Origin of the sequence: Aeromonas cavernicola (genome assembly GCF_002795305.1) — a bacterium.
GTDB lineage: Bacteria > Pseudomonadota > Gammaproteobacteria > Enterobacterales > Aeromonadaceae > Aeromonas > Aeromonas cavernicola.
In genome coordinates, this window is the sequence record NZ_PGGC01000165.1 from 1 (window position 1) to 19071 (window position 19071).

General features: G+C 53.7%; 18 protein-coding genes, 4 tRNA genes and 1 pseudogene. 12 read left to right on the top strand and 11 right to left on the bottom strand.

The window, feature by feature from the left end:
* Positions 1-259 (top strand): annotated as a pseudogene (locus CUC53_RS15880) (IS66 family transposase); the annotation flags it as partial.
* A gap of 192 nt (positions 260-451) precedes the next feature.
* Here the strand turns inward: CUC53_RS15880 and CUC53_RS15890 are convergent.
* Together CUC53_RS15890 and CUC53_RS15895 are read right to left on the bottom strand one after the other, a co-directional pair.
* Entirely contained in the window at positions 452-1378 is a 927-nt protein-coding gene (locus tag CUC53_RS15890; protein ID WP_100295041.1) for a TAXI family TRAP transporter solute-binding subunit, read from the bottom strand.
* Positions 1371-2651 carry a LapD/MoxY N-terminal periplasmic domain-containing protein gene (locus CUC53_RS15895; protein ID WP_100295042.1) on the bottom strand — a complete coding sequence of 427 codons (1281 nt, stop codon included), beginning with the start codon at positions 2649-2651 and terminating at the stop codon, positions 1371-1373. Before CUC53_RS15895 ends, CUC53_RS15890 begins: the two co-directional genes overlap by 8 nt.
* An 80-nt stretch (positions 2652-2731) precedes the next feature.
* On the opposite strand from CUC53_RS15895, the gene CUC53_RS15900 reads away from it, so the two are divergent.
* The gene (locus CUC53_RS15900; RefSeq protein WP_100295043.1) at positions 2732-3643 is read left to right on the top strand and encodes a TAXI family TRAP transporter solute-binding subunit; all 912 of its coding nucleotides are present in this window, start codon (positions 2732-2734) and stop codon (positions 3641-3643) included.
* A 215-nt stretch (positions 3644-3858) separates the two neighbouring features.
* Here the strand turns inward: CUC53_RS15900 and CUC53_RS15905 are convergent.
* The 5 genes from CUC53_RS15905 to orn all read right to left on the bottom strand — a co-directional run bounded on the left by CUC53_RS15905 (position 3859) and on the right by orn (position 4980).
* Positions 3859-3934 (bottom strand) — tRNA-Gly (locus CUC53_RS15905).
* 25 nt (positions 3935-3959) lie between these two features.
* A tRNA-Gly gene (locus CUC53_RS15910) sits at positions 3960-4035 on the bottom strand.
* A gap of 33 nt (positions 4036-4068) precedes the next feature.
* Positions 4069-4144 (bottom strand) — tRNA-Gly (locus tag CUC53_RS15915).
* A gap of 36 nt (positions 4145-4180) precedes the next feature.
* Positions 4181-4256 (bottom strand) — tRNA-Gly (locus CUC53_RS15920).
* A 178-nt stretch (positions 4257-4434) separates the two neighbouring features.
* A complete protein-coding gene (gene orn / locus CUC53_RS15925) occupies positions 4435-4980 on the bottom strand; it encodes an oligoribonuclease (protein ID WP_100295044.1) in 546 nt (181 codons plus the stop codon).
* A gap of 91 nt (positions 4981-5071) precedes the next feature.
* Between orn and rsgA the strand changes: the two genes are divergently transcribed.
* Genes rsgA through CUC53_RS15945 form a run of 4 tightly spaced genes read left to right on the top strand, consistent with a single transcriptional unit; the run spans position 5072 to position 7516 of the window.
* On the top strand, positions 5072-6106 hold the full coding sequence (gene rsgA / locus CUC53_RS15930) for a small ribosomal subunit biogenesis GTPase RsgA (protein ID WP_201796781.1): 1035 nt from the start codon (positions 5072-5074) through the stop codon (positions 6104-6106).
* A 30-nt stretch (positions 6107-6136) separates the two neighbouring features.
* Positions 6137-7009, top strand: coding sequence for an archaetidylserine decarboxylase (gene asd, locus CUC53_RS15935; RefSeq protein ID WP_100295058.1), 873 nt, complete (start codon positions 6137-6139; stop codon positions 7007-7009).
* A complete protein-coding gene (locus tag CUC53_RS15940) occupies positions 7006-7260 on the top strand; it encodes a VF530 family protein (RefSeq protein ID WP_100295046.1) in 255 nt (84 codons plus the stop codon). Before asd ends, CUC53_RS15940 begins: the two co-directional genes overlap by 4 nt.
* A gap of 4 nt (positions 7261-7264) precedes the next feature.
* A complete protein-coding gene (locus CUC53_RS15945) occupies positions 7265-7516 on the top strand; it encodes a DUF2960 domain-containing protein (protein WP_100295047.1) in 252 nt (83 codons plus the stop codon).
* Between the two features lie 81 nt (positions 7517-7597).
* Here the strand turns inward: CUC53_RS15945 and CUC53_RS15950 are convergent, their stop codons facing one another.
* From CUC53_RS15950 to frsA, 4 genes are all read right to left on the bottom strand, one after another.
* A complete protein-coding gene (locus CUC53_RS15950; RefSeq protein WP_272896772.1) occupies positions 7598-8887 on the bottom strand; it encodes a glutamate-5-semialdehyde dehydrogenase in 1290 nt (429 codons plus the stop codon).
* On the bottom strand, positions 8887-9990 hold the full coding sequence (gene proB / locus CUC53_RS15955; RefSeq protein WP_100295049.1) for a glutamate 5-kinase: 1104 nt from the start codon (positions 9988-9990) through the stop codon (positions 8887-8889). Before proB ends, CUC53_RS15950 begins: the two co-directional genes overlap by 1 nt.
* 185 nt (positions 9991-10175) lie before the next feature.
* Entirely contained in the window at positions 10176-10568 is a 393-nt protein-coding gene (crl, locus tag CUC53_RS15960) for a sigma factor-binding protein Crl (RefSeq protein ID WP_100295050.1), read from the bottom strand.
* A gap of 61 nt (positions 10569-10629) precedes the next feature.
* Positions 10630-11901 carry an esterase FrsA gene (frsA, locus tag CUC53_RS15965; RefSeq protein ID WP_100295051.1) on the bottom strand — a complete coding sequence of 424 codons (1272 nt, stop codon included), beginning with the start codon at positions 11899-11901 and terminating at the stop codon, positions 10630-10632.
* A gap of 404 nt (positions 11902-12305) precedes the next feature.
* Between frsA and djlA the strand changes: the two genes are divergently transcribed.
* From djlA to CUC53_RS16000, 6 genes are all read left to right on the top strand, one after another.
* Positions 12306-13127 (top strand): co-chaperone DjlA, encoded by an 822-nt coding sequence (gene djlA / locus CUC53_RS15975; RefSeq protein WP_100295053.1) that lies wholly within the window; start codon positions 12306-12308, stop codon positions 13125-13127.
* A 101-nt stretch (positions 13128-13228) separates the two neighbouring features.
* Positions 13229-14242 (top strand): UDP-glucose 4-epimerase GalE, encoded by a 1014-nt coding sequence (galE, locus tag CUC53_RS15980; protein WP_100295054.1) that lies wholly within the window; start codon positions 13229-13231, stop codon positions 14240-14242.
* 290 nt (positions 14243-14532) lie between these two features.
* A complete protein-coding gene (gene cysG / locus CUC53_RS15985; RefSeq protein ID WP_100295055.1) occupies positions 14533-15984 on the top strand; it encodes a siroheme synthase CysG in 1452 nt (483 codons plus the stop codon).
* A gap of 105 nt (positions 15985-16089) precedes the next feature.
* Positions 16090-17058 (top strand): sulfate adenylyltransferase subunit CysD, encoded by a 969-nt coding sequence (cysD, locus tag CUC53_RS15990; protein ID WP_100295056.1) that lies wholly within the window; start codon positions 16090-16092, stop codon positions 17056-17058.
* A gap of 12 nt (positions 17059-17070) precedes the next feature.
* Positions 17071-18492, top strand: a complete 1422-nt coding sequence (gene cysN / locus CUC53_RS15995; RefSeq protein WP_100295057.1) for a sulfate adenylyltransferase subunit CysN — start codon at positions 17071-17073, stop codon at positions 18490-18492.
* A 4-nt stretch (positions 18493-18496) separates the two neighbouring features.
* On the top strand, positions 18497-19071 hold a 575-nt coding region (locus tag CUC53_RS16000; protein ID WP_272896771.1), incomplete at its 3' end, for an SLC13 family permease.

The window sequence follows — 19071 nt, forward strand, 5'->3', positions numbered from 1 at the left end:
GTTGCTGTGCTCGAAGCGCAATCGTGGTCGCTGTGAATGGCTCATCAAGGATGACGAGATGCTGTGGCGCAAAGGAAGCTACGGCGTGTGCTCACATCGTGGCGAGTTGTTTCGCCAGCGTATCCTGTCGTTGGTGGAGACAGCCAAACGCTTGGGACGTTGTCCTCAGGAGTGGCTGCGCGCCATCGTCAAAGCCTGCATCGAGAAAACGGATTACCCCATCCCTGCCGAATTGTGTGCGTCAAGCCCCTGCCGGTGAACGGTTACGTCACTACAACGGCCAGGTGGGGGAAGTGATGGCGTATGTGAGTGCGATAAACAAACAGAACACCCTAGGTCTGCCTGTCAGAAAGCCCCGAGTGTAACGGTCACTTGGGGCTGGGGAAGTCATGATTTGTTGGCTGATTTGGGCAACAACGCCCCTGTACATGTAAAAGAGAACTATAAAAAATTATTTTGTCTCGTCGAAATATTTTTTAGCTCCAGGATGTTGCTCGATGGGAATAACCTTACCGACTCTATGTTTGTTTAATCTAAACAAGTTAGCATAAGCAAAGGTCTGCTTATTAAAGTTTGTCTGCTGATCTAACATACCTTTTGTTAGCGCATATACTTTATCAGGATTCGTAGATGATGATGTAACGAGTATGGCCGCCACTGCAAATGTTGGTATAGGCTTAATATTTCCAGGGTATAATCTAGGTGGGATTTGGCTCTTTTGATAGAATGGAGAACCCATCATTAGTTTATCTAAGATCGCTTTATCTATAGCGATGAATTTAATGTCACATAGCTTTGTGGTTTCCACTAATGTTTTATTAGGATGACCACTCACCATAGCAAATGCATCGATCGCTCCTTTGCAGAGCGCTTCTGAAGGATACTCTACATTTACCTCTTTTAGGTCATTAAGAGATAGATTTACTTTACTGAATAAATTTATTGCCGTCTGTCGAGTGCCTGAATTAGGCATACCAATATATATTTTTTTGTTTTTCAGATCTAATACACTATTAATATCTGCATTTGCTTTTACAACCAGAGTAAAAGGTTCTGCATGCGTAGCAAAAATAGCTCTTAGCTCATTCATCGGTTTTTCTTTAAACGGCCCAATGCCCTGATAAGCCTGATATACCCAATCTGACTGAACTATTGCGAAGTTAATTTCATTGTTTTCAAGTAAGGATAAATTTTCAATACTCCCCGAACTAGGAACAACTGCACAGCGATAATTCAAATTAGAATTAGTCGCTAATCGACAAAATTCACCTCCGATTTGATAGTATATACCATTAATATCTCCTGTACCTAGATAAAGACGTTCAGATGCAATACAGCTACTTATAAAAAGCAACATAAAATAAAATATTTTATTCATCTCTTTCCCCTTCTAATGTTCCTTCAAAACCCCACTCACAGAGCATATTGACACTAACACTGGGTGATGTTGATTCGCACAACATAGTAACACCATGTGTACGATAGTAATGAGTAATCATGCTCCATAATATTGGTGCAAAATGAACGGATGTTGAAATGAACAATGGTTTATATTGCAATAGAGACATTGAATCTTCAGTTACGATAAAATTATGAAATGCCACATTGAAACCTTCGTTTTTTAACTCTGCCAAACGTAATTGCATTCGCTCGTTGGTGGTAGCATAGCGAAAATCGATAATATGCTCTTTAAATTTATTAAGAGTTGATAAAACATATCCCCAATCAGACTCTGGCACATCAATTAAATCCATCGAAATTTTGATACCTTTATAACTATCTTTTGTTTTAACATCAGTATGATTGGTTAACTTAATGTTTATTAAGTCATCATTTACATGATTTGATACAGTGTAAATTACTTCTTTATTTTTGAATGAAGTGTATTTATCAGTAACTCCAACGTTATGATTTGAGTCGATGTCAATTGCTGCCTGAGGATAGTCTCGGATGAGTGAGAATATATTTAATTTTTGTCTTTTTAAATTATCCACATTAAAATTAATTAGTTTTTTTATAGCTATGACTATAGCTTTTGCTTCAAGCATATCAGGCTCTGTAATACTAATTTCCCCACGTATTACATGATCATTATTTAGGTCGACAGGAATCTTTCTGAGCGGTGAAAGCAGCCAGTAACAGAATATTTGTATTGAAATCATAGATACTAATAAGCCTAAAAATAATAACGATACTTCGGTACGTAAAGCTTGCCACAAATATTGGTAGGCATAACCAGTATGACCACTAAGATGTATAGTTCCTAGTATATTCCAGCCATCTGTCATTTCTTGTTCATGAGCTACAGCTGGCATGTCAATTAGCTCAGTAAACCATGACGGAATGTTTTGTTGAGAAGAACTAAATTTTCGCTCAAAAAGTACTTTGCCATCAGGGTCAATTAAAGTTGCAGAATTTACAAATCCCCCATCAAACATTGCATTAATAATAGTCTCTGACAGCACTTTATCACCATTAAGGAGAGTACCTTGAAGCACTAATCCTAATGCAGTGGTAGATGTTTCGAGATTTGCTTGCATTTGATCAAGGATTGAGCGACGAAGAGTGTTAACTTCTAGTGATACAAGAGCAATACTACCGGTCAAGAAAAGAAAAAAAATCATAATATTCAATCTTTTAGCAAATGACATATTGTGCTCCTACTTGCTTATTATCCATCCAGTGCTTCAATCATAGTCAACTTAATCCATAACGGTGAGATGGTGATGCGATGAACAAAAAGTGGATGTTTTTTTCGATATGCCTAGTTCTATCATTGTCAACCCGAGTGGCACTAGCGACTCCAGCATCAATACAAATGACCATAGGAACAGGGGCCGTTACAGGTATTTATTACCCAGTGGGGGGAGCAATTTGTCAGCTGATAAATAATGAGCAGATAGGGCAAAAGTGTGCGGTCGAGAGTACTGGGGGATCGGTTGAAAATCTCATGTTACTAGAGAAAAAAGAACTGCAGTTAGCGTTAGTCCAATCCGATGTCTTACAACAAGCACTATCTGGTAGTGGTGTATTTAGTGACAAACCAGTTAATGATATTTATCCCATACTTTCACTCTACTCGGAACCATTAAATATAGTAGTAGCCGGTGATACTGATATTTATACAATTGATGACTTAAAGGGAAAGCGGATTGATATTGGTAATAAAGGCTCAGGCGATCGAGATGCAGTCGATAAAATAATGAATGTACTTAATTGGGGAGAAGATGCGTTTTCTGAAAAAACAGAGTTAAAAGCAGCAGAGCGAAGTGAAGCGTTATGTAGTGGAAAAATTGATGCTTTTTTTATTGTTGCTGGCCATCCAAATCAAATTATTCGTGAAGCAGTAGCACAGTGTAATGCTCGATTGGTTGCAATTAGCCAAGATGTTATAGATGAGTTCATTAAAAAAAATCCTTCATACATTAAACAATCAATACCAGCAAGTACCTATAGATTACGTGATGAACCCGTTGCTACGGTTGGCATAACCGCCATGCTTGTAACACACAAGGGCGTTGATAATTCTTTTGTAGTAAAACTAAAAAATACCTTATCAACTCACTTAGAAAAATTTAGATTAATGCACCCAGTATTAGCGCAGCTAGATTGGAAGCTCATGTCATCATTTGATTCAGAGTAATTAAAAGATAAATAGTACCTAGACATTTAACTGCATATAAAAATCTACCTATCGTCTGACACCGCTCTTAGAGCGGTGTCTTTTTTATAAGCGAATAAATAGCTGTACAAATGCGTAAGAAGATATAACCGCGCAACGATGCTATGTCACTAATTAAAAATTGCAGAGGGGATATGACAGAACACAGTCATTAAATTGAGGAGAATATATAAAATTGGAGCGGGAAACGAGACTCGAACTCGCGACCCCGACCTTGGCAAGGTCGTGCTCTACCAACTGAGCTATTCCCGCATCGTAATATCACTTACAAATTTTTTGGAGCGGGAAACGAGATTCGAACTCGCGACCCCGACCTTGGCAAGGTCGTGCTCTACCAACTGAGCTATTCCCGCAACAATTTGGTTGTCTTGAGGCAAGATGATGATTGGAGCGGGAAACGAGACTCGAACTCGCGACCCCGACCTTGGCAAGGTCGTGCTCTACCAACTGAGCTATTCCCGCATCGGGCTGGATTGAACCAGTGTCATCATCACTTATTGGAGCGGGAAACGAGACTCGAACTCGCGACCCCGACCTTGGCAAGGTCGTGCTCTACCAACTGAGCTATTCCCGCAACTACCTTAAAACAGGCCGTACAGCATTTGGTTGCTTGCGCTACTGTACGGGAGCCGAATTATAAGAGCAGTCATTCCAATTGCAAGGGCTTTTTTGTCTAGCTGCATGCGTTCGCTCAAAAGCTGGCCGAAGTGTCGATTTTAGCAACCAAAGCGGGGCAACTCCTCGCCAGTGACTCAGATCTTGAAGACGCGAGCACGATAAAACTGCAGCTCGGCAATGGATTCACGGATATCGTCCAGCGCTTGGTGGCTACCGCTTTTCTGGAGCTGATCCAGCAGTTCCGGCTGCCAGCGGCGAACCAGCTCCTTGATGGTGCTGACGTCGACGTTGCGGTAGTGGAAGAAGGCTTCCAGATCGCTCATGTGCTTAACCATAAAGCGGCGATCCTGACCGATGCTGTTGCCACACAGCGGACTGGTGCGCTCCGGCACCCACTGGCGGATAAAGTCGAGGGTCTCGGTAACGGCTTTCGCCTCGTCGTACTGGCTCGCCTTGACTCGTGCCACCAGACCACTCTTGGTGTGGGTGTTGACGTTCCAGTCGTCCATCTTGGCAAGCTCTTCATCGCTCTGGTGAATAGCGATGACCGGCCCTTCAGCAAGTACATTTAGGTCCTTGTCGGTGACGATGGTAGCGATCTCTAATACCACATTCTGTTCGGGATCAAGCCCCGTCATCTCCATGTCGATCCATACCAAGTTCTGCGCGCTAACTGTCATGATTACTCTCTCTGTTGGGAGGAAGGGCGGAATTTTCTCGATTTGCATGTATCATACGGGCTTTGGATCTGTTCATAAACTGGCAACCCCCGTGGCAAAGAAAGCAAAACTCAACCTGGGCCAACAACGGCGCGTTCAGGCTAACCGTGAGCGTCGGCTGCAAAAAGATCACTCTACAGTGATGGATGACACCCTGTTCGGGCCCGCCATTGAGGGGGTAGTGATCAGCCGTTTTGGTCAGCACGCAGACGTGGAAGCGGTCGATGGCACCATCCACCGCAGCAACCTGCGGCGCAGCAGCATCAGCAGTCTGGTGTGCGGCGACAAGGTGGTGTGGCGGCCAGGCCTCAATGCCGCAACCGCAGGCGTCATCGAGGCGGTGCATCCGCGCCACTCGGTACTGACCCGGCCGGACTTTTACGACGGGGTCAAACCCATTGCCGCCAACATCGACCAGATCATCATCGTCTCAGCGGTAATTCCTGAGTTCTCCACCAACATCGTCGACCGCTATTTGGTGGCCGCCGAGGATGTGGAGATCCAGCCGCTCATCGTGCTAAACAAGGTCGATATGCTGGCTGACGCGGCGCGCAAGCGCATCGATAGCCAGCTCGAGCCCTATCGCAAGCTTGGCTATCAGGTAATCTTGGTAAGCTGCGAGAGCGGAGAAGGGCTTGACGAGCTCAAGGCCCAGTTCGAAGGCAAGATCAGCATCTTCGTCGGCCAGTCTGGGGTCGGCAAATCGTCCCTGACCAACGCCCTGATGCCGGGGCTAGATGTGCTGACTGGCGAGATCTCTGAAAACTCGGGGCTTGGCCAGCATACCACCACCACGGCGCGGCTCTACCACTTCCCAAGCGGCGGCGATCTCATCGACTCCCCAGGGATCCGTGAGTTCGCCCTCTGGCATTTGGAAGCCGATCGTATCACTTGGTGCTTTATCGAGTTCCGCGACTATCTGGGTGGCTGCAAGTTCCGCGACTGCACTCACAAGGATGATCCGGGCTGCGCCCTGCGCACCGCTGTCGAGCGTGGCGCCATCAGCGCCGATCGCTTCCACAACTATCACCGCATCCTGGAAACCATGCAGGAAGCCCGCCACGGCCGCCAACAGGCACGGCTGTGACCCATTCAACTCATTCCTTAGATGAAGATCATGAGCATTACTGACAACCTGAAAATTGCCGGTCAATACTGTCTGCCTAAACACGCCCTCTCCCGCTTGGTGGGTAAGCTGGCTGCGGCAGAAGCGGGCAACCTCACCACCAAGGTGATCGAGGCGTTTATCAAACAATACGGCGTCGACATGAGTGAGGCACTGCACGAGAGTCCGGCCCACTACCAGAGCTTCAACGCCTTCTTCACCCGCGAGCTCAAACCCGGTATCCGCCCGGTAGTTGATGATGCCATGACCCTGGCCCTGCCGGTGGATGGCACCGTCAGCCAGCTCGGCCCGATCCAGCAGGGTCGCATCATTCAGGCCAAAGGCCACGACTACAGCGCCCGCGAGCTGCTGGGCGGTTATGATGATCTGGTGGCGCCCTTCAAGGACGGCGACTTTGCCACCATCTATCTGGCGCCCAAGGATTACCACCGCATCCATATGCCGCTGGACGGCGTGCTGGAGAGCATGGTGTTCGTGCCGGGGGATCTCTTCTCCGTCAACCCGCTCACCGCCGAGAATGTGCCTAACCTGTTTGCCCGTAACGAGCGGGTGGTGGCCACCTTTCGCACTCCGCACGGCCCGATGGCGCTGGTGTTGGTCGGTGCAACTATCGTGGCCAGCATCGAGACCATCTGGGCTGGCAACATTGCGCCAACCAAAGAGAAGAAAGTGGTGCGCTGGGATTACTGCGGTGATGAGGCCATCACCCTGCAAAAAGGCGCCGAGATGGGCCTGTTCAAGCTGGGCAGCACCGTGGTCTGCCTGTTTGGCCCGGGCATGCTAGCCGGTTTCGAGCCCCATCTGGCCAACGGGGTTACCACCCGCATGGGCCAACCCTTTGCCAAACTGGCGACGCAGGCATGAGTGCAGAACAACTGACCCCGTCGCAAAAAAACAACCCGCTGCACGGGCTGACCCTGGAAGCGATCGTCACCGCGCTGGTCGCGCACTATGGCTGGGAAGCGCTGGGGCAGCAGATCAATATCCGCTGCTTCACCGATAATCCCAGCATCAAATCCAGCCTCAAATTTTTGCGCAAAACCCCTTGGGCCCGAGAGAAGGTGGAGAGCCTCTACCTCTATGTCCAGCGCAAGCAAGCCAAATCAAAGGAATAACGCCATGGCGTTCAAAATTACCTACACCTACCAGAAGCAGGCCAAAACGATCGGCTATGCCAACGACAAGTTCAACAGCATTTATGATGCGGTTGCCGCTGCCGAAGGGATCGATCTCGCCAGCTTTCATGCCATGGAAGCTCAGTTAGCTCAGGTGTGCCGACGTGATAAAAAAAGCGTGAAGGATTACCGAGAGAACTACTTCAAAGAGCTGGGTTTCTCCAACATCGTGATCGAAAGAGATGCTCACGAGTAGTGGCCGAGGCGGCATCGCCGTCAAGCGCCCACAAAAATGCCGACTCAAGGTCGGCATTTTTGTATCTTAAACGGCCTGTTATCAGGCTCGGCTGAGGTAATCGGCCTGCCCCACCCACTTGTAGCTGGTCAGCTCGGTCAGCCCCATGGGGCCACGAGCATGCAGCATCTGGGTCGAAACCGCCACTTCAGCCCCCAGTCCAAACTGGCCACCATCGGTGAAACGGGTCGAGGCGTTGACATAGACCGCCGCCGAACCGGCGCCATTGACGAAACGCTCGGCATTGGCCAGATCGTTGGTCAGAATGGCATCGGAGTGGCCGGCATTATGCTCGCGCATATGGGCCAACGCCTCGTTCACATCCGCCACCAGCTTGACCCCCAGCGTCAATCCCAGCCACTCGGTGTCGAAATCTTCCGCCCCCGCCTCGCACAGGTTGTCAGCGCCCGCCAGCAGCGCCATGGCATTGGCCGTGCCGACCAGTGTCACCTTGCGCTCGTTCATCAAGGCCACCAGCTGCGGCAAGAAGGTGGCGGCCACCTGCTCGTGTACCAGCAGAGTATCGAGGGCGTTGCAGGCGGAGGGGCGCTGCACCTTGGCGTTGTCGATAACCGCCAGAGAACGCACTAGATCAGCGCTCTGGTCGACGAAAATATGGCTGATGCCAAACCCGCCGATGATCACCGGGATAGAGCTGTTTTCCTTGCACATTTTGTGCAGGCCAGCACCGCCACGGGGGATGATCATGTCCACGTAGCGATCGAGGCGCAGCAGCTCGGCCACCAGCGCCCGATCCGGGTTGTCGATGTACTGCACTGCCGCCTGCGGCAGGCCGGAGGCGACCAGCGCATGCTGGATCACCTGCACCAGCTCCAGATTGGAGTGGAAAGTCTCGCGCCCGCCGCGCAGTATGCTGGCGTTGCCGGTCTTGAGGCAGAGGCTGGCGATGTCGATAGTGACATTGGGGCGTGCCTCGTAGATGACACCGATAACCCCGATGGGCACCCGCCGACGGGAGAGGCGCAGGCCATTTTCCAGCACCCTGCTATCCATTTCAGCGCCGACCGGATCATCCAACGTGATCACCTTGCGTACATCTGCCACGATCCCAGCCAGCCGGGCCGGATTGAGCAGCAGGCGATCCAACATCGCTTCTGACAAGCCAGCCTCACGGCCTGCGGCGATATCCTTGTCGTTGGCAGCTAGGATCTGTTCACTTCGTGCCTCCAGCTCGTCGGCGATGGCGGCCAGCGCCCGATTCTTCTGCGCCGTGCTGATGGTAGCCAGCTGATAGGCTGCTTCACGTGCCGCCTGCCCCATTTTCTCCAGACTCATTTCAGTTCCCTTTTGTTCATGCGGCGCCGCCCTGATCAGAGCAGCACCATGTCGTCTCGATGGATGGCTACCGCGCCATAACCGTAACCCAATACCTGTTCAATCTGATCCGAGTGGACACCGCGTAAGCGGGCCAGCTCAAGATGGTCGTAACGGCAGATGCCGCGCGCCAGCTCAACCCCTTCGGGATCAAGGATCCGCACCACGTCACCGCGTACAAAATCCCCCTTCACCGCCACAATCCCTTTGGGCAGTAGGCTGGAACCCTTCTGCTTGATTGCGGCCACTGCGCCCTGATCCACCTGAACTTCACCATGAGGGGGCGGCCCTGCCAAAATCCAGCTCTTACGCCCTTCCAGCGGGGAGGCCAGCGCTGGGAACAGAGTGCCGATCCGCTCGCCCTTGGCAAGACGGCCAACCACCTCCGGCATCTGGCCGGTCGCGATCACCACATTGACGCCAGCACGGCGCGCCACGTCTGCCGCCTGCAGCTTGGTGGCCATGCCGCCGGTGCCGAGACCGCTGACGCTGTCACCCGCCAGTGAGCGCAGGGTATCGTCGATGGTCTGCACCTCTTCAATCAGCTGGGCATCGGGGTTAGTGCGTGGATCGGCAGTAAACAGTCCCTTCTGGTCGGTGAGCAGGATCAGTAGGTCCGCATCGGCCAGAATGGCGGCCCGTGCGGAGAGGTTGTCGTTGTCGCCGACTTTGATTTCGGCGGTCGCCACCGCATCGTTTTCGTTGATCACCGGAATGATCCGGTGATCAAGCAAAGTACGCAGGGTATCGCGGGCGTTGAGGTAACGCTCCCGATCTTCCAAATCGGCACGGGTCAGCAGCATCTGGCCGATATGCAGGCCATAGAGGTTGAACAGATCCTGCCACACCCGAATCAACTGGGTCTGACCAACCGCCGCCAACATCTGCTTGTTGGGCAAGGTTGGCGCCAGTGGCGGGTGGCCCAGATGCTCACGTCCGGCAGCAATCGCCCCAGACGTGACCACCACGACCCGATGGCCGTGACGGTGCAGGGCCGCACACTGTCTGACCAGCTCGACCATATGGGCACGATTGAGCTGGGAAGACCCCCCTGTGAGCACGCTGGTGCCCAACTTGACGACGATGGTTCTGTTTTCCATGGGAACATAAAGGCTAAAAAAGTAAGGGTTCTCTTTATACCCACGGCCCTGTTGCCCTGCAAGGCAATTAGCCCAATGACAGGTATCAACGCACGATCCGGTTGCAGGTGATGGGGTTGAACAGATGGCTTAAAGGAGATAAAGAGAAAAATGCCCTGAACGAACGTCGTTCAGGGCATTAAGGGTCAGGCGGCAGTCACACTCAGCTCATTAGTGACCTGTTCAGCTGCCGAAAGATGACATTCAAGGGTGTTGCATTTATCACTGAGCAGCTTGTAAAAGCGATTAAGCGTGCGCTCGACCTCGGCTTGATGCTTCTTGGGGATCGGCTTATCAAGCCAATCACCATCAGCATTGTAAAAACCAAACTGATAGTGATATTGAAACTGGTGATCATCCTGTTCCAACACCAGCCACCACCCCCAGAACTCCCGTTTGTCGGGCGCAGGCTTGGCACTGACACAGACAGACAAACAATCGAAGCGGTAGCGCCCTTCTTCACAGAGATCTTCACGTAAATAGGGGCCGATGGCAGCAAACTGCCGTAAGAGTCGTTTGTACGTTACTTTTTCGGGCATGTTAACCTCCCTGTTAAACAAGCAGCAACATTCAGTCATGGCAATATCATTTAGCGCATCGTCATGCTGAGCACAAGTGTTGTTTCAGCCAGCTAACAATTTCGTCCATTGACTGGGTATAGACCTCAGACAGAGGCTGTTTATCAAACACTATCGCTTTACCATTACGGCTAGTCGCTGCTAGCCCACGTATATCTGCCTCAGGACAAATAAAGTCTCTTTTGTGACCGATGCTAAGTATGGGTACTGATGTCCGAGTCCCAAGCAGACCTTGGGTTTTCAGGGAAAAAATCTGGCTTTTTGTTCTGATCAAGTCCCACTGCTCGGCATCGATCCCCAGCCGATTGGCTAGGCTATCACGCATCATCCGTGGGCACTTGGCAAACAGTTCATGACGACTGAACACCTGATTCACGCCAGCACCAACACAGACCACTGTACGTAATTTAAACGGTTCGATAAAGGCTAATCGTGCAGCCACATTGCCCGCTAAACGAAAACCGACCATCCCAATGCGTTGCTGATCTACCCACGGGACATCAGACAAATAATGGAGGACAGCTTGATGTAAGCGGCTGGTATCTTGTACCAGTGGCCAGTGCTCGGCGTAGCCAATCCCCGGCATGTCCAGTGACAACATACCGATGCCATGAGGGGCGAGTCGCTTGAGATAAAACTGAATGAAATCAATCTGCAAAGAGTCAATCCCGCCACTAACGATGACTAACGGGACCGGCTTTTGGGTGGTTGGTAGATGGAGATAACCTTGAATATGCTTGCCACGAAATGGCACATGGATCTCTTTAAGGGGAACATCCAGCAAGCGCCCAGCTTCACGATAAGCCATGTTACCCAGCAACTGAGCTTGATCAGCCAGCTCGTCATGCTTGAGATGCGGATAACTGGCAATAGAGTAATAACGTACCGCTTTGAGTAACGCTGGCAACGCGCCCTGTTCATCACCCAGCTCATATAAGTCACGGCCAGTCTTAAAGTAGCGCCCGGCAAGCTGACTCCACTCATAAATCCAATTACCTGGGACATAGCCCTTGATCGTATCGAGATAACCCTCGTGGGTTCGTTCACCACTGGCCATCGCGATACGTGCCAATATCTGTTCAACCTCGATCGGGTCGGCCCCCTGCCACACCCAAGTGGGGCGATGCAGCAAGCGGTACCAACTCTTGGCAACCGCGCCATCAAGGAATAACTCGTAGGCATCTGGATTGACCTCAGCAAATGGGCTGGAGTTAGAAACTTGCGAAGTTTCTAGCACCTTTTGCACCCGGGTAAATAACTGTTCGGTCAGATTAAGGCTATCGTTTGCACCCAATGCAATTACTCATCTGGCATCAAGAGATGCCCCATATTAACCACTTTTACGATGGGATAAAGTCCGTTGCATCGTGATACGCGACTATCCCCCCTCCGCTATGACCAGCCTCACCCCTTTATCAGCGAGATGACGCGCCCCCATGGGGATAGCAAGTTGACATTACCTCTTATTGCTTTATGTTACCGCCAGCGATAAGGCATTGTTGTATCGGGTTAATTTGGATTCAGTCGACGGCGTTGGTCAGCGCTTCGCCCGATAAACAACGCAGCGGTCTGGCGTGGTTAATAACGACTATTTTCCCCTGCCGACTCAGTGGCTCTATTTTTATTCTCCCTTCCCGCATCGGCAGGCCAGTCCCGCGCCATGCTGCGGGACTGGCTGCAATCACGAGGTCTTGAACCATGCGTATTTGGGGTAAGGTGCTGGGCGCCTTCTTCGGTTTTTTACTCGGTAACATTTTTGGCGCTTTGATCGGACTGTGGCTTGGCCACCGTTTTGATCGGGGAATGGGGCTGCGAGGGGCCTTTCGCCGCCCAGCCAGTCAGGCACAACAAGCCATCTTCTTTCACGCGACCTTCTCAGTGATGGGCCACATCGCAAAATCGAGTGGCCAAGTCACAGAGCAAGAGATCCGCGTTGCCTCCAACCTGATGGATCGAATGCGGCTGACTGGCAAACTGCGGATGCAGGCCCAAGAGTCATTTCGGCTGGGTAAAGAGGCTGAATTTCCACTGCGTGAGACACTCGCCGAGTTTCGCCGCGCGAGCATGGAGCAGCGCGATATTCTGCGTTTCTTCCTCGAAGTTCAGCTGCAAGCGGCCTTTGCCGATGGCCGAGTCGAGGAAGGTGAACGGGCTATTTTGCACACGATAGCGGATGAGCTGGGCTTTAGTCGGATTGAGCTGGCCCGGATTCTGGCGATGGCTGAGGCCCAGATGAATTTCTTCAATCGCGCCCATGGCCAAGGAGGCGCAGGCGGACAGTACCAACCAGGGGCGCCCACGGCAGATCGTCTCAAGGATGCGTATCAGCTGCTTGGGGTGAGCGAGAGCGACAGTGACCAAGAGATCAAGCGGGCTTACCGCAAGGAGATGAGCAAGCACCATCCAGACAAACTCGCAGCCAAAGGCTTACCACCAGAGATGATGGAGATGGCCAAAGAGAAAACCCAAGAGATCCAGCAAGCGTGGGAGTGGATCCGCGAAGCGCGCGGTATTCGCTGACCAGCGCCCGCCCATAAGCGGGCCCTTACGGCCCCAGTGCTTTTCCCACTGCCACTTGGGGAGTACACTCAGCCCACATTCACCAGCCTATGGAATAAGAGATGACGATCTTGGTCACCGGGGGCGCCGGTTATATCGGCTCCCATACGCTAGTTGAGCTGCTTGGCGCTGGGCAGCAAGTGGTGGTGTTGGATAACCTGTCTAATTCCTCTCCTGAATCCCTTAACCGGGTCGAGCAGATCACTGGCAAACCGGTTTGCTGGGTCGAAGGGGATATTCTTGACCGCGCCTGTTTGCAGCAGCTGTTTGCTCGTCACGCCATTGAATCAGTTATCCACTTCGCAGGCCTGAAAGCAGTAGGAGAGTCGAGCCAAATTCCGCTCACTTACTACCAAAACAACGTCACTGGCACCCTAGTGTTATGTGAAGAGATGGCCAACGCGGGCATCTTTCGCTTGGTGTTTAGCTCGTCAGCCACCGTCTACGGCGATCCCGCTTCGGTGCCGCTGCGGGAAGATTTTCCCACCAGTGCCACCAACCCTTATGGCCGCTCCAAACTGATGGTGGAAGAGATCCTGCGAGATCTTGCCAAATCTGATCCACGCTGGGCCATCGTACTGCTGCGCTATTTCAACCCGGTCGGCGCCCACGAAAGTGGCCTGATCGGTGAAGATCCTAACGGGATTCCCAATAACCTGCTGCCCTACATCAGCCAAGTCGGCGTCGGCAAACTCAACGAGTTGGGGGTGTTTGGCAACGACTACCCCACCGCTGATGGCACAGGGGTGCGGGACTACATCCATGTGGTTGATCTGGCCATTGGCCATCTGAAGGCGCTGGCCCGCATCGCCGCCGATACTGGCGTCTTTACCTATAACCTCGGCACCGGCCAGGGTTATTCGGTGCTGGAGATGATCAAGGCCTTTGAGGCCGCCAGCGGCCGCACCATCCCTTATCAAATCAAGCCCCGTCGCCCAGGCGACATCGCCGAGTGTTGGGCTGAGCCCCACAAGGCCCGTGACGAGCTTGGCTGGCAGGCAACCCGTGGGCTAGAACAGATGATGATCGATACTTGGCGCTGGCAGAGTCGTAATCCCAACGGTTATCAGCCCTAATCCCCTCCGCTAGCCCCGCAACCCACCACGGGGCTAGCGAATATGCACTGCGGCTCGCGCCAACGTTACCCCTACGTTCAATCCCACCCTGTTTTCCTCTCCCCTTGATCTGCACCGATATCATTGCCCGCCCCCCTTCATAGCGTGCGCCGCCCTCACCCCGCTCAGCATGGCTATTACCGTTTTATCCGCAACGATATGCAAAAAAGCTATAACTAAACGTTCTTTATTATTTAATACAACTAAGACATCCGGCTAGAGTGCGCCCATCAAGACTGACGAGGTGCGAGATGGATTATTTGCCGATGTTTGCCAAATTGGATGGCCGCCCAGTGTTACTGGTGGGCGGAGGCGAGGTTGCCCTGCGCAAGGCGCGCCTGCTGCTGGCAGCAGGTGCTCGGCTGACCCTGGTCTCCCCTGAGCTTGAACCTGAATTTGCCGAATTTGCCGGTCGTTTCACCCATCTGGCGGCGCGTTTTACCCCGGCCCATCTGGCAGGTCAGATTTTGGTGGTGGCAGCGACCGACAACCTCGAAGTCAACGCCCTCGTTTATCAGAGTGCCAACCAGCTGGGTCTGTTTGTCAATGTGGTGGATGACCCCAAACGCTCCAGCTTTATCTTCCCCTCGATCATCGATCGCTCGCCGCTGATGGTGGCGGTCTCCAGCGGCGGCAAGGCGCCGGTGCTGGTGCGCCTGTTGCGCGAGCGGCTGGAGAGCCTGCTGCCGCGCCATCTTGGCGGCCTGACCGAGCTCTCTGGCCGGGTCCGTGACAAGGCCAAGCGGGTGCTCTCATCTCTGTCCGATCGTCGCCGTTTTTGGGAGCGCGCCTTTGCCTCCAATCAACTGGCAGGGCTGATTGAGAAACAGGATTGGCAAGGTGCCGAGCAGTGGCTGAGCGATGGCCTCGACAACGCCAACAGCGAAGTGGGCGAGGTGGTCTTGGTCGGCGCGGGCCCCGGTGATCCGGGCCTCTTGACCCTCAAGGCGCTGCAACAGATTCAACAGGCTGAAGTGGTGCTCTACGACCAGCTGGTCTCTGCCGAGATCCTCGATCTGGTGCGCCGCGACGCCACTCTGGTGTCGGTCGGCAAGAAGGCGGGCGCCCACAGCGTGCCGCAGGAGGAGACCAATCGCCTGCTGGTGGAATACGCCAAGGCGGGCAACCGGGTGGTGCGGCTGAAAGGGGGCGATCCCTTTATGTTTGGCCGTGGCGGTGAAGAGCTGGAAGTGCTGGCCGATGAAGGCATCCCCTTCTCGGTGGTGCCCGGCATCACGGCCGCCGCCGGTGCCACCGCCTATGCCGGTATTCCGCTCACTCACCGTGATTACGCCCAGAGCGCCGTCTTTATCACTGGGCATTGCCAGCAGGAGGGTAAAGAGCCCGACTGGCAGCAACTCGCCGCCACCAACCAGACCTTAGTGATCTACATGGGATTGATGCGCTCCGAGCATATCCAGCAGCAGCTGGTGAGTCATGGCCGCCGCAGTGCCACCCCGATTGCCATCATCGAGCGCGGTACCACCGCTCGCCAACGGGTGCTAACCGGCACCTTGGCCGAGTTGGCGGAGCTGGCCAAACAGGCGGTGAGCCCATCGCTTATCGTCATCGGCGAGGTGGTCGCGCTGCGCCAGCAGCTGGCCTGGTTTGGCGAAAACAGTGGCGAACAGTTTGGCAAATATGGCAGCCGCGCAGACCAGGATCTGAATAGCAGTGATCTGAAACTGGTTAATTTGGCCTGAAGGCTCGAATAACTGAACCCAGTTGATGGCGTAGCCACCGCTGCGCCAACCTGACCCCAACCGCGCCCTGACCACGCGCGTTAGCAATGAACCGAGGACCCAGACATGGACCGTGAAAAAGTGACCCATTTGCAGCAGCCTGAAGTGGAGAGCAGCCATGCAGGTGTCTCCCGTGAAAGACTGACTCACCTGCAGCAGTTGGAAGCCGAGAGCATCCATATCATCCGTGAGGTAGCGGCCGAGTTTGAAAACCCGGTGATGATGTACTCCATCGGTAAAGACTCCTCCGTCATGCTCCATCTGGCCCGCAAGGCCTTTTATCCGGGCAAGATCCCGTTCCCCTTACTCCACGTCGATACCGATTGGAAGTTCAAGGAGATGATCACCTTCCGCGATGAAACCGCCAAAAAATATGGGCTGGATCTGATCGTCCACAAGAATCCAGACGGCCTCGCCATGGGCATCAACCCCTTTGTGCACGGCAGCGGCAAGCACACCGACATCATGAAGACCGAGGGGCTCAAGCAGGCGCTCAACAAATACGGTTTCGACGCCGCCTTCGGTGGCGCCCGCCGCGACGAGGAGAAATCCCGTGCCAAGGAGCGGGTCTACTCCTTCCGTGACAAGTCTCACCGCTGGGACCCAAAAAACCAGCGCCCGGAGCTGTGGCGGGTTTACAACAGCCAAGTCAACAAGGGTGAGAGCATCCGGGTGTTCCCGCTCTCTAACTGGACCGAGCTGGATATCTGGCAATACATCTATCTGGAAAAGATCGACATCGTGCCGCTCTACTTCGCAGCCTACCGGCCAGTAGTAGAGCGCAGCGGCATCAAAATCATGGTGGATGACGATCGCATGCCGCTGACCGCCGCCGATGAAGTGAAGCAGGAGCTGGTGCGTTTTCGTACCCTCGGCTGCTACCCGCTGACCGGGGCCATCGAGTCCAATGCCACCACCTTGCCAGAGATCATCGAAGAGATGCTGCTCACCACCTCAAGCGAGCGACAAGGACGGCTGATTGACCACGATCAGGCTGGCTCCATGGAGCAGAAAAAACGTCAGGGATATTTCTAAGGAGTCGTCAGCATGAACAACCATATTCAGACCGCCATCAGCGAACAGGGCATTGAAGCCTACCTGCACGCCCAGCAGCACAAGAGCCTGCTGCGCTTTCTTACCTGCGGCAGCGTCGACGACGGCAAGAGCACCCTTATCGGCCGCCTGCTGCACGACTCCCAGCAGATCTATGAAGATCAGCTCAAAGCGCTGGAGTCCGACAGCCAGAAGCTCGGCACCACCGGCGAGAAGCTGGATCTGGCGCTGTTGGTCGACGGCCTGCAAGCGGAGCGCGAGCAGGGCATCACCATCGACGTGGCCTATCGCTATTTCTCCACCGCCAAGCGCAAATTTATCATCTCCGATACCCCGGGCCACGAGCAGTACACCCGCAACATGGCCACTGGTGCCTCTACCTGCGATCTGGCCATCATCCTGATCGACGCCCGCAAAGGGGTGCTGGATCAGACCCGTCGCCACAGCTTTATTGCCAGCCTGCTTGGCATCAAGCAGTTCGTGGTGGCGGTCAACAAGATGGATCTGGTGGAGTTCAGCCAAGAGGTATTCGATCGCATCAGTGCCGATTATCGCGAATTTGCTAAAAAGCTCAGCGTCGACACCATCCACATCGTGCCGGTCTCGGCGCTGGACGGTGACAACGTGGTCAACCAAAGCGACAAGCTGGCGTGGTATCAGGGCGAAACCCTGCTCTCCCTGCTGGAGAGTGCCGACGTAGAACGCGAGCTCGAACGCCACCCGGTGCGGCTACCAGTGCAGTACGTCAACCGTCCCAACCTCGATTTTCGTGGCTTCGCGGGCACCCTGGCTTCCGGCATCCTGCGGGTGGGTGACCAGCTGGCGGTACTGCCGTCCGGTAAGGCGAGCACCGTCACCCGTATCGTCACCTTCGACGGCGATCTCGATTACGCCCTGCCGGGTCAGGCCATCACAGTCACCTTTGCCGATGAAATCGACATTAGCCGCGGCGACCTGCTGGTGGATGCGGCCCACCGTCCGCAAGTGACCCAGAACGTGCTGGCTCATATTGTCTGGATGGGGGAGGAGTCCCTGCAACCGGGCCGTGTCTACGACGTCAAACTGGCCACCAAGAAGAGCCGCGGTCAGGTGGAGGCGATCCGCCACCGCATCGAGATCAACAAGCTCGATAAACTGGACGCAAGCGAACTCAAACTCAATGAGATCGGCCTGTGCGAGCTGAGCCTGACCGACCCAGTGGCATTCGATCCCTACAGCGATATCCGCGATACCGGCAGCTTTATCCTGATCGACCGGCTGACCAACGTCACCGTCGGCGCCGGCATGATCGTGGAAGGGCTGGCCGCCAAAGCGGTAAAAGGGCACTACAGCGAGTTCGAAATCGAGCTCAATGCGCTGGTGCGTAAGCACTTCCCGCACTGGCAGGCCCTGACCATCGCTAACGACAAGGAGTAAGCCCATGACCTGGCAACAATCCCTGGTGCTGGGTCTGCTGGCTGCGCTGGTCGCCCTGCTGATCCAGGGCAAACTTCGCCCGGCGCTGCTGTTCTCGGGCGCCGTGCTCGTCACCTACCTGAGCGGGCTGGCGGAGATCAACGCCGTGGTGGCAGGCTACACCAACAGTGCCCTGCTGACCTTGGTGCTGCTGCTGCTGGTCTCGCTGGCGGTAGAAAAAACCCGCGTCATGAGCTGGTTTGCCAATCTGGTGGGCTCCGGCTCGTTTAACAAGGTGCTGGTGAAGCTGTGGTTCTCCACCGCCTTTTTGTCGGCCTTCGTCAACAACACCGCCGTGGTCGCCTCCATGCTGGGGGCGGTCAAACGCAATCCCAACCACGCCCCGTCGCGGCTGCTGCTGCCGATGTGCTTTGCTGCCACCTTTGGCGGGGTACTGACCCTGATCGGCACCTCCACCAACCTGATCGTCAACAGCTTCCTGATCAAGATGGGGGCGCCGCCGCTCGGCATGTTCGACTTCTTTATGGTGGGCGCAGGCACCCTGCTGACGGGGCTGGTGGCGGTGCTGCTGTTTGCCCG